Annotated in this window: 14 protein-coding genes; 7 read left to right on the top strand and 7 right to left on the bottom strand. The window is 33.0% G+C overall.

Going from position 1 to position 14,430, the window contains the following annotated elements:
• Positions 1 to 103: 103 nt before the first annotated feature.
• On the bottom strand, positions 104 to 1,510 hold the full coding sequence (locus tag ACVEGE_RS11295) for an APC family permease (protein ID WP_192500413.1): 1,407 nt from the start codon (positions 1,508 to 1,510) through the stop codon (positions 104 to 106).
• A 386-nt stretch (positions 1,511 to 1,896) separates the two neighbouring features.
• On the opposite strand from ACVEGE_RS11295, the gene ACVEGE_RS11290 reads away from it, so the two are divergent.
• From ACVEGE_RS11290 to ACVEGE_RS11280, 3 genes are all read left to right on the top strand, one after another.
• Positions 1,897 to 2,781 (top strand): hypothetical protein, encoded by an 885-nt coding sequence (locus tag ACVEGE_RS11290; RefSeq protein WP_192500414.1) that lies wholly within the window; start codon positions 1,897 to 1,899, stop codon positions 2,779 to 2,781.
• A 19-nt stretch (positions 2,782 to 2,800) separates the two neighbouring features.
• A complete protein-coding gene (locus ACVEGE_RS11285; RefSeq protein ID WP_192500415.1) occupies positions 2,801 to 3,760 on the top strand; it encodes a fasciclin domain-containing protein in 960 nt (319 codons plus the stop codon).
• Positions 3,761 to 4,102: 342 nt separating this feature from the next.
• Positions 4,103 to 5,074: a tetratricopeptide repeat protein gene (locus tag ACVEGE_RS11280; RefSeq protein WP_192500416.1), complete on the top strand. Its 972-nt coding sequence runs from the start codon at positions 4,103 to 4,105 to the stop codon at positions 5,072 to 5,074.
• 80 nt (positions 5,075 to 5,154) lie between these two features.
• On the opposite strand, the gene ACVEGE_RS11275 is transcribed toward ACVEGE_RS11280, so the two are convergent.
• The 3 genes from ACVEGE_RS11275 to ACVEGE_RS11265 all read right to left on the bottom strand — a co-directional run bounded on the left by ACVEGE_RS11275 (position 5,155) and on the right by ACVEGE_RS11265 (position 6,494).
• Positions 5,155 to 5,382: a CDGSH iron-sulfur domain-containing protein gene (locus tag ACVEGE_RS11275; protein ID WP_192500417.1), complete on the bottom strand. Its 228-nt coding sequence runs from the start codon at positions 5,380 to 5,382 to the stop codon at positions 5,155 to 5,157.
• 127 nt (positions 5,383 to 5,509) lie between these two features.
• The gene (locus tag ACVEGE_RS11270; RefSeq protein WP_192500418.1) at positions 5,510 to 5,923 is read right to left on the bottom strand and encodes a hypothetical protein; all 414 of its coding nucleotides are present in this window, start codon (positions 5,921 to 5,923) and stop codon (positions 5,510 to 5,512) included.
• The gene (locus ACVEGE_RS11265; RefSeq protein WP_192500419.1) at positions 5,904 to 6,494 is read right to left on the bottom strand and encodes an RNA polymerase sigma factor; all 591 of its coding nucleotides are present in this window, start codon (positions 6,492 to 6,494) and stop codon (positions 5,904 to 5,906) included. The genes ACVEGE_RS11270 and ACVEGE_RS11265 overlap by 20 nt, the downstream gene beginning before the upstream one ends.
• 146 nt (positions 6,495 to 6,640) lie before the next feature.
• Between ACVEGE_RS11265 and ACVEGE_RS11260 the strand changes: the two genes are divergently transcribed.
• The 4 genes from ACVEGE_RS11260 to ACVEGE_RS11245 all read left to right on the top strand — a co-directional run bounded on the left by ACVEGE_RS11260 (position 6,641) and on the right by ACVEGE_RS11245 (position 9,320).
• Complete coding sequence (locus ACVEGE_RS11260) at positions 6,641 to 6,988, top strand: DUF6249 domain-containing protein (RefSeq protein WP_192500420.1); 348 nt, start codon at positions 6,641 to 6,643, stop codon at positions 6,986 to 6,988.
• 371 nt (positions 6,989 to 7,359) lie between these two features.
• Positions 7,360 to 8,220 carry an NAD(P)-dependent oxidoreductase gene (locus ACVEGE_RS11255; protein ID WP_192500421.1) on the top strand — a complete coding sequence of 287 codons (861 nt, stop codon included), beginning with the start codon at positions 7,360 to 7,362 and terminating at the stop codon, positions 8,218 to 8,220.
• A gap of 23 nt (positions 8,221 to 8,243) precedes the next feature.
• Complete coding sequence (locus ACVEGE_RS11250; RefSeq protein WP_173850133.1) at positions 8,244 to 8,624, top strand: PH domain-containing protein; 381 nt, start codon at positions 8,244 to 8,246, stop codon at positions 8,622 to 8,624.
• A gap of 240 nt (positions 8,625 to 8,864) precedes the next feature.
• Positions 8,865 to 9,320: a ferritin-like domain-containing protein gene (locus ACVEGE_RS11245; RefSeq protein ID WP_192500422.1), complete on the top strand. Its 456-nt coding sequence runs from the start codon at positions 8,865 to 8,867 to the stop codon at positions 9,318 to 9,320.
• Positions 9,321 to 9,504: 184 nt separating this feature from the next.
• Here the strand turns inward: ACVEGE_RS11245 and ACVEGE_RS11240 are convergent, their stop codons facing one another.
• The 3 genes from ACVEGE_RS11240 to ACVEGE_RS11230 form a co-directional block, all read right to left on the bottom strand.
• Positions 9,505 to 10,860: a C40 family peptidase gene (locus ACVEGE_RS11240; RefSeq protein ID WP_192500423.1), complete on the bottom strand. Its 1,356-nt coding sequence runs from the start codon at positions 10,858 to 10,860 to the stop codon at positions 9,505 to 9,507.
• Between the two features lie 364 nt (positions 10,861 to 11,224).
• The gene (gene trhA / locus ACVEGE_RS11235) at positions 11,225 to 11,857 is read right to left on the bottom strand and encodes a PAQR family membrane homeostasis protein TrhA (RefSeq protein ID WP_192500424.1); all 633 of its coding nucleotides are present in this window, start codon (positions 11,855 to 11,857) and stop codon (positions 11,225 to 11,227) included.
• 279 nt (positions 11,858 to 12,136) lie between these two features.
• Positions 12,137 to 14,398: an aconitate hydratase gene (locus ACVEGE_RS11230; protein WP_192500425.1), complete on the bottom strand. Its 2,262-nt coding sequence runs from the start codon at positions 14,396 to 14,398 to the stop codon at positions 12,137 to 12,139.
• Positions 14,399 to 14,430 lie beyond the last annotated feature (32 nt).

Below are 14,430 nucleotides of genomic sequence, written 5' to 3'. Positions count from 1 at the left end.
GATTTTTTTATTTTAATGAAAACGAAATCAGATCATCAAGCTTTACGCTATCCTCTCATATCATTCCTTTTATTCAATTCTCTTTACTCTTTCAAGAACTGAATTACTTTTTAGCTTTTGTCAAATAATATACCGGAATCCCAATAAGCATAATCAATACACCCCAACCACAAGTACTTGTTTTAGTATACAGCAAAGCAATACAAATTGCAGAAGCTATAATAATATATAAAGCAGGAAGAAAAGGGTACCCAAAGGCTTTATAAGTACGCTCTGCATCTGGCATTTTTTTACGTAATATAAATATCCCGTAAATTGTTAGGATATAAAATATCAATACAATAATTACTACAAAGTCTAGTAAATCTCCGTATTTACCAGTCAAGCACAAAGCCGAAGCCCATAAACACTGTGCCCATATTGACCAAGCAGGAACTTTTGCCCCGTTTAATTGGGCTGCTTTTTTAAAGAAAACACCATCTTGAGCCATAGTGTAATACACACGCGCACCGGCCATAATGAGTCCGTTATTGCAAGCAAAAGTTGAGATCATAATCATTACTGCAATAATTAAGGTTCCAATAGGTCCAAAAATATATTGTGATGCTACTACAGCTACCCTATCAGACTCTGCCGTAGCAATTTCTTGTAATGGTACAACTGCTAGATACATTAAATTAGCTAGAATGTAAATCACACTTACAATCAAAGTCCCTAGAAACAAACTCAGTCCTACATTTCTTTTTGGATTTTTAATCTCGGCAGCAATAAAAGTGACGCCTTCCCAAGCCACACTCGAGAACATAGACCCAACTAATGCTGCTGAAATTCCTGAGATCAAAGCTGTCCCACTAATAGGCAACCACGAGCCGGTTGCGACATCCAGTGATTGCGATGTCCAAGCATTAGCCCAGTTAGCATCCCAGACCTCAGCTTTAGCAGCAAAAAATCCAAAAAGGATCAATCCAGCTAAAGACAAAATTTTAATTACCGTTAATACTGTTTGTAAAATCTTAGAATTTTTAACACCGCGACTATTCAAGTAACTCAGCAAAACAATAGTAACAATGGATACAATTTGGGCAGCGTTAAGTTGAAAACCGCTTATTTCATACAAGATATTCTTATCACTAAAAGAAGGAAAAATATAAGCCGTAAACTTCGAAAAAGCAACACCTACAGCAGCAATCGTTCCGGTTTGTATTACTGCAAAAAAACTCCAACCGTATAGGAAACCTATTAATTTACCGTAAGCTTCTTTAATATAAACATACTGACCGCCTGCTTTAGGAAACAACGCACTTAGCTCGCCATAACTCACAGCGGCGATCACAGTAATAGTACCTGTAAGTACCCACATAGCAATGAGCCATCCAGCAGACCCTAACTGTCGTACCATATCTGAACTTACTATAAATATTCCAGAACCTATCATCGATCCCACAACAAGCATCGTTCCGTCTAGTAATCCTAGTTCTCTTTTAAAATCGTCTTGGTTATTGTCTTCCATAAAATGTGGTTTGGTTTGGTTTGGTTTGGTTTGGTTTGGTTAAAGATATGCTTTTTTAGAAACACAAAAAAAATTACAACTAGGAATCCTAAATCTTAAAACAGCATTACAATTCAATTATAGTTATTTGTTTGTAATCAATTGAAATCAAAAAAAAAAGTATTAACGGAATTAAATAATTGACTTTAAATGTATTTGACTGTTTAATGATCTTAAAAAAACAATTGAAATTAATTTTTATCTCTTTTTTTTTACTAACAAACAATTGAAAATCAATTAGTTTCAATTGTTTTTAAACTTTTTTTATAATTATTTTATGTTTTTATAAAACCACAACCAACCTTCTTACGTAAATAACCGCAACAGTAAACTAACAATATAATATTATGATTAAAAAGCAATTACTATTCATTTTGGCTGTAACAACATTTGGATATATTAACACAGCTCATTCTCAAAGTCCTATTAGTGGATTTATGCAAGGAAAAGGTAAAGGAGATATTTCTATTTCTTATAGTTCAGAAAAATACGATGAAGTATATTTCATTCCAGAAAAAGTAGACGGGGTTCCTGTTTTTAACGAAACAAAAATTTCAAGCACATCTATTTATGCAACTTACGGTATTACCGACCAAGTTGATGTAGTATTAGTATTGCCATACGTAACTGCTAAAGGTAGTGCTACCGAAGAAGTATTGACAAACTTAGGTTTAGAAAACGAAAGAAAAGGCTTTCAAGATGTATCGGTTTTTGTAAAATACAGTCCGTTTAATTTTGATTTTGGCACTTCATCATTACGACTTATTGGTGCATTAGGATTAAAAACACCTCTTAGCAACTATAAAGTTGAAGAAGGTTTTCAATCTATTATTGCTATTGGAAATAGAAGTACAACCGTTAGTACAACAGGAATGGCAATGTTCAGAATGGATTCTGGAATTTTTGCTTCAGCACAATTAGCAGGAAACTATGCCTCTAATGACGTACCAAACTCGTATGCAACAGAACTTAAAGTAGGTTATGCTGCAAGATTATTTTACGGTGACATTTACATTGCTAACCAAAAATCTACTGGTGGTGTTGACATCTTTGGTGAAGGATTCGCAGGATATTTTCCAATCACAAAAGTTAATTACACTAAAATAGGTATCGATTTATACACTCCTATTTACAAAGAAATTGGAGTTTCTGCAGGAGCGAGCACATTAGTAGCTGGTAGAAACATAGGTAAATCGACTGGTTTTTACGGTGGATTAGTTTACAAATTTTAATTACAAAAAAACAAATAAGATGAAAAATATAAATATAAAAAGTGTGCTACTGGCACTAACACTAATAGGAACAATTGTTTCTTGTGATTCTGATTATAAAGAAGAAACGCCAAGTATTGCAGGTATTGCAGTTGCTAATCCAAATTTTAGTACACTTGAAGGAGCAGCGGTTCAAGGTGGTGTTGTAGGCGTTTTAAGCAATAGTAACCCTAACGATCCATCAGGACATTATACTGTTTTTGCACCTACAAATGATGCATTTGCAAGATTGGGATTAGTAGACGCCGGAACTTTAGGAGGTTTGCAAAATGACTTTTTGACTAACACTTTATTATACCACGTTTCTAATGGTGATTTACTTGCAAGTAAAATCATGAATGGAGGTACATCTACATCAGCTTTAGGTGTTGACAGACGCTTCATTAGCAGAGGAAATGATTTATACATCAATGGCTCAAAAATCATCTTGACTGACGTTAACGCAAGCAATGGAACCGTACATGCCATAGACAAAGTAATGATCGCTACAGGGGTTAACATTGTAGAGTCGGCAATATTATTAAAAGACGCTAAAGTTTTTAAAGCGCCAGAACTTACTTTTTTAGTTCAAGCAGTTATATCTTCAGGTTTGGCATCAGTTTTAGCTGATCCAGATAATAATTTCACTATTTATGCACCTACAGATGCTGCCTTTAAAGCAGCAGGATTTGCAACTCTTGATGATGTTAAAAATGCACCACAAGCTACTTTACAAGCTGTTTTATTAAACCACGCTATTGTAGGAGGTAAATTCACATCTGAGCAAACAAGTACTACTGCTGTAACAGCTGGTGGAGGAACATTGACATACAGTGCTTTCTTAAACGGAACTTTCACTGTAAAAAGTAACGGAATCGCAACTCCTGCAAAAATGGTTATTCCAGATATTCAATGTAGCAATGGTATCGTTCACGTTATTGATACTGTTTTATTACCATAATTATTATTATTTTAAATTTAAAGCCTTGCAATTTTGTAAGGCTTTTTTTTGTGCTTAATTTTTAATTGTTGCTAGTAACCACCTAAGTTAATTTACTCTGGGCGTAACCGCACTTCCACTCTCGTTACAGTGAGGTCGGGCTATTCGCTATATCTTTTATTCCATTGCATTCCTTAAAAGGATGCCGCTACTATCCCTTACGCAATTAAAACATTTAGACAACCTCAACTTTAAGATTTAATAAATCATTTAAAATAACAAGAAATAAGCCATTACTTTACTACATAACAAAACTCTTTATTATTATATTTGGATAACTAACTCTTGAAAAAGTTCAAACCAATGAAAAAAATAATAACCCTATTTGCAATCTTTTCTTTTTTCACACAGGGAAACGCACAAGAAAACAACACTAAAAACCCAGACAACCTTTTAAAAGAATTAGCCGAAAATGGCTGCAAGTGCATCGACTCAATCAATGCATACAATAAAAACAATAAGGAAGTTTCGCTAGAAATTAGTGCGTGCCTAAACAAGCAAGCAGGAGCCTTACAAATAGGAAGAAAGCTTTTGAACATTCCTGATTTAGAAAAAATATCAAAACAAACTGATGAAAAAAAGCAAATTGACATCGCGATCAATTTAGATGAGAATTCTAAAGAATACAAAACATCCTATTACGAATTAGAAAGATACCTGATGAGCAATTGTCCGGCCATGAAAGACAAGGCTTCTAGCAATGAGAAATTAAATGAAAATTCAGTATCAAATAATAAAAAAGCACGTGAATATTATTCATTAGGACAAAAAGAGTCCGAAAAAGAAAACTTCAAAAAAGCAGTTGATTATTTTGAAAAAGCAGTAAAAGAAGATCCTAAATTTGCTTTTGCTTGGGATAACTTGGGAATTAATTATCGTTATTTAAATGAATTTGACAAAGCTATCGAAGCGTATAAAAAATCAATTGAAATTGATCCAAACGGCTTAATGCCATTGCAAAACATTGCCGTTGCTTACTTGCATAAAAAGGATTACGATAATGTAATTAAATCCTATGAAAAGTTAGCTAAAGTTGACAGTAACAACCCTGAAGTATATTACGGTTTAGGTAATGTTTACGCAACAAATTTAAAAGATTATGAAAAAGGATTAAACAATATGTGCAAAGCATACAATTTATATGTTGAACACAAATCTCCATATCGCACTGATGCCGAAACATTAATCAGCATGATTTATACTGAAATGAAAAAAGAAGGGAAAGAAGAACAGTTCGACCAAATATTAAAAGACAATCATATTTCTCAAGACTAATAAAATATAAAGTATAAAACCAAAAAAGCTGCATTTAAAGAATGCAGCCTTTTTTATGATTCAACTTGAAAAACGATGAATTACTTTGTTTTCATAGGTGGCAAATCAAATGCCGCAGGTTCATGTTCAAAACCATTGCGATGTGAACCATCACAAAAAGGTTTATTAGCAGATAATCCGCATCTACAAAGACCCAAAGCCGTTCTACCTTCAAGTCCGTAAACTTGACCTTGACTGTCTGTTATTTCAAAATCTCCTTCTATTTTTATAGAACCGTTCTTGTTGATTGTTAATTTTGTCTTGCTCATAATGCACTTTGTTATTTTGACTTCAAAGATTGTAAAATATATTTTGAACGTTATTAACTCTAGTACTTTTTTTATGATTTAAAACCCTATTTACATTAATTCTATTTTAAAAAAGCTAATGAATTAATTAATTCTCAAATCTCTTATTGAAGAACATACTTAAAAAAAACACTTGCACGAGCACCATTACCGACAAAAAAGCTAAAGAATACAGCATAACATTCGAAAATAAGAAACGATGTAATGCAATGGAAAAAGCATCATTTATAAAAATGTTTAAATCTAAAAAATGATCCCAGCTAGTGGGTTGTTGTTGTGTTCCTAATAAAACATATCCCATCAAAGCTACTAAGCCCGTGCAAATAAAAAACCAAGCTTTTCTTGAAATCAAAGGTTCATAAATGGTTGCTCTGGATTGTTGCAATGAATTAACTTGTTCCATTATTTGAGCAGTAAAATCAAATGAAGGCGACTCTAAAGTAGCTTTCTTCATCATTTTATTCACTAAGTTGTCTATTTCCTTATTTTCTTTCGCGTTCATAATGCTCAATTATTTCTGGTTCTAAGCTATCCTTTAATAGATAAGCCAACTTTTTTCTACTTCTAAACAGCTTGACTTTAACGTTATTCGTCGTTAAACCTACAATTTTAGCAATTTCATCTATGGATTGCTCTTCAAAATAATACAAAGTCAATAAAAAACCATCTTCTTCAGGCAATTTTTGCAAACACGTTTCAATGGTCTGTCGTTGTTCTTTATCGGCCAATGCGTCAAAAGCATTTTCAAAAGTAACTAACTGCCGTTCGGTATATTCGTCAATAGGATCTAGTTTATATTCTTGCTTGTATTTTTTTAAAACATCTAAACAACTGTTATATGTTATCCTGTAGATCCAGGTAGAAAACTTAGAATCACCTTTGAACTTATTTATTGATTTGAATACCTTTATAAAGGTGTCTTGTGCAACCTCCTCTGCTTCTTCCCTATTTTTAAGCATTCGCAATGCTAATGTAAACACCAAATCTTTGTACCGATCGACCAAAACAGCAAACGCTTTTGTGTCGCCAGCTATTATTTTGGTAATATAATATGTATCTTCGATTTGAGTCATGTACATGGTAAGACTGCTACTATTGAATTTTGGTTACAACTAATTTAAAAAAAATAAAAAAATGACAAAACTTGTAACCAAAGTAAAACTTCTATCGTCCTAAGCTAGGAACACATTAAAAGTAATCAATTAAAAAACAAACAATCATGGGACCAGAAGTTTTTATTGTAATGACCATTTTCGGAGCAGTCTTTGGCGTATTTTATTTATTTTTTTCAACGAGAAACAAAGAGCGCTTAGCACTTATTGAAAAAGGAGCTGACGCTAGTATTTTTATGTCCAAAAGACAAAAAAACGCACCAATGTGGAGAATGTTTATCTTAAATCTAGCCGTATTATTAATGGGTATTGGAGCGGGAATATTACTCGCAATAATTATTCAAACCATTTTTAACGTTACCAGCGAAGCATTATTTCCAGGAATCATCTTCCTGACTGCGGGTACTGGATTACTAATTGGATTTAAAATGACTAAGGATTTAGAAAATAACTAAATACCGTTTCAAACATCAATCAACTTAAACTGCTATTTCATCAATAGCAGTTTTTTTGTGTAAAAAAAATAAATTTCAAAACCACATGTATTAGCCCTGATGGGAGTGAAATTCTTGTGAAATTAATTTTTATTTTTTATTGAACTAAAAGAGCGACTAAAAGAAGCTCCTTTTAGGGCATTATAAAAAAGGAAATTAATGAAATAAGAATGTAACGACAGCAGGAAATAGCTCTATAAAAACTCAAGATGAAATTAAAATATCCTAACAATTCTTTATTCTTTTTTTATAAAATAAACGGTAATTTAGTACTCGCTTTCTGAGGTAGCTCAACCTCAACATTTCTAATAAAACAACAATACATTATAAAAATGAATAGATTAAAAATAGGATGGATAGGCCTAGGAAATATGGGAAATCCAATGGCGAAAAATTTATTAAAAGCAGGTTTAGAGGTAACTGTTTTTAATAGAACCAAGGATAAAGAAAAAGATTTAATTTCTGCCGGAGCAACATCAGCTGCTACTCCAGAAGCTTTATTACAAGCTTGTGATGTTGTTATCACGATGTTATCTAATGATGAGGCGGTAAAAGAAGTTTTTGAAAGTGAGCAAGGTTTACTCTCGAAAGATAATCCCGGAAAAATCATCATTAACATGAGTACCGTTTCTCCAGAAACGTCTCGTTATCTTGCCACTATTTGTAGCAAAAAACAGGTTCATTTTATAGATGCTCCAGTTTCTGGAAGTGTAAAACCAGCACAAGAAGGCTCACTTGTAATTCTTGTAGGCGCTAACAATGCCGATTACGAAATAGTAAAACCTATTTTTGAAATTTTAGGAAAAGTGGCTATTCACGTAGGTGAAGCTGGTGTAGCAAGTGCCGCCAAATTAGCAATTAATTATCTTCTAGGTCTTAATTTACAAGGTTTAGCTGAAACTGTTTTATTTGCCGAGAAAAATGGTGTTAGCAAGGAAGACATGTTGAATATTATTAACCAAGGTGCCTGTGGTAACGGAATCACCGCTATTAAAGCTCCTGCAATTTTAAACGACTCCTATGCCGCTGCTTTTGCACTAAAACATCTTGTTAAAGACTTAAGATTAGCCAAAGAGGCTGGACTAGACTCTCCTTTAATTCACCCTCTTTATGATAGCTTTGTACTTGCTCAGGAAGAAGGATTAGGAGATCAAGACGTTATGGCTATTATAAGTAGTTTAAAAAACAAATAATATTTAATAAAAAACAGCGAATTATGGGATTATTTTCAGCACTATTAGGCAATGCCGGAGCAGTGAGTCAGGAACAATTAACTAAGGATTATGGCCAACTTTTAACTGAAGGAGAAGAAATTGAAATGGGGTTTAAGTTAATTCGTGACACCTTTATTTTCACTACTAAACGATTGATATTAGTTGACAAACAAGGACTAACAGGTAGTAAAACCGAATACAAATCGATTTCTTACAAAAGCATTTCGAGATTTAGTATTGAAACTGCGGGCACATTTGACCTTGATGCCGAATTAAAAATTTGGGTTTCTAGCGAATTACAACCTAGCATTAGAAAACAGTTTAACAAATCAGTGAATGTCTATGAAGTACAGAAAGTTCTTGCTCACCATGTACTAAAATAGTCCTGATACAATTTTCACAACATTTAATAATACAATCAAACTGCTATTGAATCTATAGCAGTTTTTTTATGCTTTTACAAAAAATACACTGTTTTACTAAGTCTATTTATTCATAAATCATATCGAAAAGTTAAAGTGAAAATGGCATAAACTTTAGAAAAAATTCTGTAAATAGTTTTTCGTGTGTTTGTTGGATATTTGTTCTATCACGAAACAGTGGTACAACTAAAAAACATATTCATGGACGATATAAAAACTATAGGATTATTAAATAATCTGATTCAAATAAACAATGACCGAATAGAAGGTTACGAGTCAGCTACTAACGAAACGGAAGAGAATGATTTAAAAATTTTATTCGCACAATTTATAACAACGAGTAAAAAATGCAAAGAAGCACTTTTATCAGAAGTGTTAAAACTAGGTGGAGAATCAGTAAAAAGTACTCGCGTTATTGGCAAGTTTTTTAGAATATGGATGGATGTTAAAGCCGCACTTACAAACAAAGACCGAAAATTTATTTTAGAATCTTGTGAATACGGTGAAGATGTAGTTAAAAAAAACTATGAAGATGCCATAAGAGAACATGGGACTGATTTGTCATTTGAAGTGCTTGATATTCTAAAATTTCAATATTTAGACCTCAAAACTGACCACGATAGAGTTCAAGCTATGTGTCATTCTCATTTTATATAAATCAGCGGGTAATGATAACAAAAAGCGATTCACGTTGCTTTGACAACACTAAAATATGATGCTTTTATAGAAAATATTGAAAACAAAAAAAAACACTTGCAAAAACTTTTACAAGTGTTTAATTAAATATTTTACCTAATGATCTGTATTAGTTATCTATGACCTAACTGATTTTTATTTTCAGTTATAGCACACGGTTGATTTGCGTTACTCTTTTACTATAGTATTTTTCTTTTACAGAGGAAATAATTACGCCTTCACTAACAGATGCGTGAATGAATTTTATATCTCCATCATTTACATCTACAACCATCCCTACATGGTTTATACGATTTCTTCTGCTTGTTTTAAAGAAAATCAAATCTCCTTTTTTAGCTTCTTCATTGTTAACTACAACACCGTATTGCGATTGTTCGATTGAAGTTCGTGGCAACTGAATGTCAAATGCACTAAAAGTATTACACATTAAAGCAGAGCAATCAATACCATTTTTAGTTGTACCACCATAGCGATAACGAGTCCCTAAATTTTCAGAAGCTGTAGACACTAATTGGTCTAAAAAATCATCATCTTTAGTACTTTTAAAACCTTTAGAACCTTCATGCTCTTTAGAATCATTAGCAACTATTGCCTCATTAGATACAGTAGAAGCAATTTCATTTTTACTAGTTATATTTAATTTATATCCTACTGGAAGTCCGTTTACAATATTAGGATTTTGATTTTCCAATTCCTTTACTGTGATTCCGTATTCTTTAGCGATTCCGTATTTAGTTTCTTTAGGAAGTACCTCGCGAGTTATAGTAGTTTCAGCAATTGCGGTTACTGTTTCAATTTTTGGAGTTACTTTGGCTATAGCCAAAACATTACTACTATTATCATCTTTTATTGGAATAATAATTTTTTGCCCAATTTTTAGTGCTTCAGTTTCAAGAATAGGATTTGCACTATCAATGTCCGCTACTGAAATTCCGTATTCCTTTGCAATGGCGTACTTAGTTTCATTAGGTAAAATTTCACGAACAATAGTTCCTGTAGTGTTATGAGTTGGAGTAATTTCTTGGGGAACCGAATTTTCAACCGAAACCAGTTCTGGTGCTTGTTGTGTTTTCTCGTTTGAGATTAAAGCTGTATTTGAAGTAGTAACTGGAATTTGTATTTTTTGACCGTTCTTTAATCCTGATTTTTTTAAACTTGGATTAACGGCGTATAATTCATCAACGGTAATGCTATATTTTTTTGCAATACTATACAACGTTTCTTTAGGATAAGCAGTATGTGTTTTAGTATTAGAAACAGTTGCTACAGTACTTTTTGATTTTCCAGTCTTAATAGGAATTAGTAAAATACCTTTGTACTTTATACCTTTTCTCGACTCAGGATTAAGCGCATAGATAGCACTAGATTTGACTTTATACTGCTGCGCAATTTTACTGATTGTCTCTCCTTTTGCAACGGTGTGTTCACTATATTTCTCTTGAGAAAATGCACTAAAACCACTTAAAAAAACCATTCCTAAAATCCAACTAGTATACTTCATAAACACTTTTTTAATTCTATATGCTATTAAACTTAAAAGATCTAAGCTTATCGATTTTCTATGGTACTGTAACGTAAATATTCACGATAAAGTATTAAAAAAAGCTAATTTAATCTATAAAAGGAAATATCGCAATTTTTAACATCCATTTATATTCTTTTTAACAAAACTATGTAAAACATAAAAACATTCTGTTAACACAGAATGCTTTACTATATATTGAATTTTAAATTAAAAGGTTCATTCTAATTAATTTGTTATTCATTATAATTGAGAAATAGAAAACCCTTTCAAAATATAATATATTGAAAAGCAAGTATCTTACAAATTACAAATCTCATCTATGAACTATTTAATAAATGTTTTACAAACTTTTTAATACTGCAACATAATGGAACACCGTACCTAATAGGACCCAAACATGCCAAATTGTGTGATAATAACTTTTTAGTCCCTTTACATAAAAATAAACCCCAATAGTATAACTTAATCCTCCAGCAAGAATCCATAAAAAAATTGAAAGAGGCACAACTCCCCACAGTGGTTTAACTACAAATATTATCATCCAACCCATTAATAAATACAACACTGTAGAAAGTATTTTGAAACGGTTAGTATAAAAAATCTTAAAAAAAGTCCCTAACAAAACTATTGACCACATTATGCTTAGAAAAATTATTGCGTTTTTTTTATCTAAATAAACAACCATTAACGGCGTATAAGTTCCTGCAATGAGATAATAGATACTAATATGATCTGCAATATTAAGCACATGCTTTATTTTCTCTTTTACCACTAAATGATACAGAGTCGAAAAAGAATATACTAATAACATCCCTATTCCAAACGCTAGAACAGACAAAACTGTAACCAAATCATGTTCTTGATAAGCTATTACAACTAGAAACGGTATTGCAATTAAGCAAAAAATCACTCCTAAAAAATGTGAAATTCCGTTAGCCAATTCTTCTTTTCTAGTTTGATCTCTTTCTTCCATATTATATGTATTCTATTGAGGATTATGAATAATTGCACAATTAAAACCTACATTAAAGATACAAATATAACGTCGGCTTTAACTTATTGATTGAGAGAAAAATTCAATTTTTAATTCAAAATATCATCTTTAGAATATTAAAGCAACCTAACTACTTTGTTGTCAAATAAAAAAAAGGGAATCACCTTCTTTCCATAAATTCCTAGCTAGAAAAAAACTTTAAAACAAAAAAAACGCTCTGTTTACACAGAGCGTTTAAATATATAATAAATGATAATATTAAGCTTCGGCAGCAATTAAATTTAATGCTGAACCAGCTACATACCAACCAATTTGTCCTTCGTTGTACGTATGATTTGCTAAGATTAAATCTTTACTTCCATCAGCATGAACAAACTCTACCGTTAATTGTTTTCCTGGCGCAAAATCAACTAAATCTATAAAATTAATTGTATCATCCTCTTGGATCTTATCATAATCCGCTTCATTAGCGAATGTCAACCCAAGAAGTCCTTGTTTTTTAAGATTCGTTTCGTGTATACGAGCAAAAGATTTCACTAATACCGCCTTAACACCTAAGAAACGAGGCTCCATTGCAGCATGCTCACGAGAAGAACCTTCCCCGTAATTATGATCTCCAACAACAACAGAAGGAACACCAGCTGCTTTGTACGCTCGCGCTACAGCAGGAACCGCACCATATTCACCAGTTAATTGATTTTTAACCGAATTTGTTTTTTGAGTGTAAGCATTTACAGCACCAATCAACATATTGTTTGAAATATTATCTAGATGTCCACGGAAACGCAACCACGGTCCAGCCATAGAAATATGATCCGTAGTACATTTACCAAATGCTTTAATTAGCAATTTAGCTCCTGTAATATTTTTACCGTCCCAAGCGTCAAATGGTGCTAATAGTTGTAATCTATCCGAAGATTCACTAACCACAATTTGAACAGTTGATCCATCAGCAGCAGGAGCTTGAAAACCATTATCATCTACTTCAAATCCTTTTTTAGGTAATTCATCACCATAAGGCGCGGTCAATTTAACTTCTTCTCCTTTGTCGTTTAATAATGTATCCGTAAGCGGGTTAAAATCTAATCTTCCTGCAATTGCTAATGCCGCAACCATTTCTGGAGAAGTTACAAAAGCATGCGTATTTGGATTACCATCTGCTCTTTTAGAAAAGTTACGGTTGAACGAATGAACGATTGTATTTTTCTCTTGTTTATCTGCACCAGCTCTATCCCATTGACCAATACATGGCCCACAAGCATTCGTAAATACTTTAGTCCCCATTTTTTCAAATGCAGCAATCATACCGTCTCTTTCAATAGTGTAGCGAATTTGCTCAGAACCTGGATTAACACCAAATTCTGCTTTAGGAGTAATACCATGTTCTACAGCTTGGTTCACGATGGATACCGCACGAGCCATATCTTCATAAGAAGAGTTCGTACAAGAACCAATTAATCCCCATTCCACTTTTATTGGCCATCCATTAGCTTTCGCCTCCGCTTTCATTTCAGAAACTGGAGTACCTCTATCTGGAGTAAATGGTCCATTGATATGTGGCTCTAATTCTGAAAGGTTAATTTCAATTACTTGATCAAAATATTTGTCTGGGTTTGCATAAACCTCAGGGTCACCAGTTAAATAATCAGCTACCTTATCGGCAGCATCAACTACGTCTTGACGACCAGTAGCTGTTAAATACCTACGCATAGAATCATCGTAACCAAATGTAGAAGTTGTAGCACCAATTTCGGCACCCATATTACAAATTGTACCTTTACCAGTACAAGACATATTAGTCGCCCCTTCACCAAAATATTCAACAATTGCTCCAGTTCCTCCTTTTACAGTAAGAATGTCAGCAACTTTTAAAATCACATCTTTTGGAGCAGTCCAACCAGATAATTTTCCGGTTAACTTCACTCCTATTAATTTAGGAAATTTCAATTCCCATCCCATTCCTGACATTACATCTACAGCATCAGCTCCACCAACACCAATGGCCAGCATTCCTAAACCACCTGCATTTACAGTATGTGAATCAGTACCAATCATCATCCCACCTGGAAAAGCATAATTTTCCAAAACAATTTGATGAATAATTCCCGATCCTGGTTTCCAGAAACCAATACCGTATTTATCTGAAACTGATGATAAAAAATCAAAAACTTCGCTTGATTGTTCTTTTGCAACAGCTAAATCCTTCTCTGCTCCTACTTTTGCCAAAATCAAGTGATCACAATGAACTGTTGTTGGCACAGCAACTGTTTTCTTACCTGCATGCATAAATTGCAACAAAGCCATTTGTGCAGTTGCATCTTGACACGCTACTCTATCTGGAGCAAAATCAACATAATCAACACCTCGTCCATAGGCCTGCTTCGCTGTTCCATCCCATAAGTGGCTATATAAAATTTTCTCGGTTAAAGTAAGTGGACGTTCAACTACTTTTCGTGCAGCATCAACACGACTTGTCATGTTGTCATACACTTTTTTAATCATTTCAATATCAAATGCCATATATAATTGTTTTAAGTATTGTATTTTAGATA

The sequence above is a fragment of the Flavobacterium sp. PL002 genome, from assembly GCF_054165825.1.
The sequence above is the reverse complement of the archived record's forward strand: the minus strand, read 5'-3'. Positions and strand labels throughout refer to the sequence as shown.

Bases quoted from the DNA above. Each gene is read 5' to 3' on its own strand.
- ACVEGE_RS11295 (WP_192500413.1), bottom strand. From the start codon at position 1,510: ATGGAAGACAATAACCAAGACGATTTTAAAAGAGAACTAGGATTACTA.
- ACVEGE_RS11290 (WP_192500414.1), top strand. From the start codon at position 1,897: ATGATTAAAAAGCAATTACTATTCATTTTGGCTGTAACAACATTTGGA.
- ACVEGE_RS11285 (WP_192500415.1), top strand. From the start codon at position 2,801: ATGAAAAATATAAATATAAAAAGTGTGCTACTGGCACTAACACTAATA.
- ACVEGE_RS11280 (WP_192500416.1), top strand. From the start codon at position 4,103: ATGAAAAAAATAATAACCCTATTTGCAATCTTTTCTTTTTTCACACAG.
- ACVEGE_RS11275 (WP_192500417.1), bottom strand. From the start codon at position 5,382: ATGAGCAAGACAAAATTAACAATCAACAAGAACGGTTCTATAAAAATA.
- ACVEGE_RS11270 (WP_192500418.1), bottom strand. From the start codon at position 5,923: ATGAACGCGAAAGAAAATAAGGAAATAGACAACTTAGTGAATAAAATG.
- ACVEGE_RS11265 (WP_192500419.1), bottom strand. From the start codon at position 6,494: ATGACTCAAATCGAAGATACATATTATATTACCAAAATAATAGCTGGC.
- ACVEGE_RS11260 (WP_192500420.1), top strand. From the start codon at position 6,641: ATGGGACCAGAAGTTTTTATTGTAATGACCATTTTCGGAGCAGTCTTT.
- ACVEGE_RS11255 (WP_192500421.1), top strand. From the start codon at position 7,360: ATGAATAGATTAAAAATAGGATGGATAGGCCTAGGAAATATGGGAAAT.
- ACVEGE_RS11250 (WP_173850133.1), top strand. From the start codon at position 8,244: ATGGGATTATTTTCAGCACTATTAGGCAATGCCGGAGCAGTGAGTCAG.
- ACVEGE_RS11245 (WP_192500422.1), top strand. From the start codon at position 8,865: ATGGACGATATAAAAACTATAGGATTATTAAATAATCTGATTCAAATA.
- ACVEGE_RS11240 (WP_192500423.1), bottom strand. From the start codon at position 10,860: ATGAAGTATACTAGTTGGATTTTAGGAATGGTTTTTTTAAGTGGTTTT.
- trhA (WP_192500424.1), bottom strand. From the start codon at position 11,857: ATGGAAGAAAGAGATCAAACTAGAAAAGAAGAATTGGCTAACGGAATT.
- ACVEGE_RS11230 (WP_192500425.1), bottom strand. From the start codon at position 14,398: ATGGCATTTGATATTGAAATGATTAAAAAAGTGTATGACAACATGACA.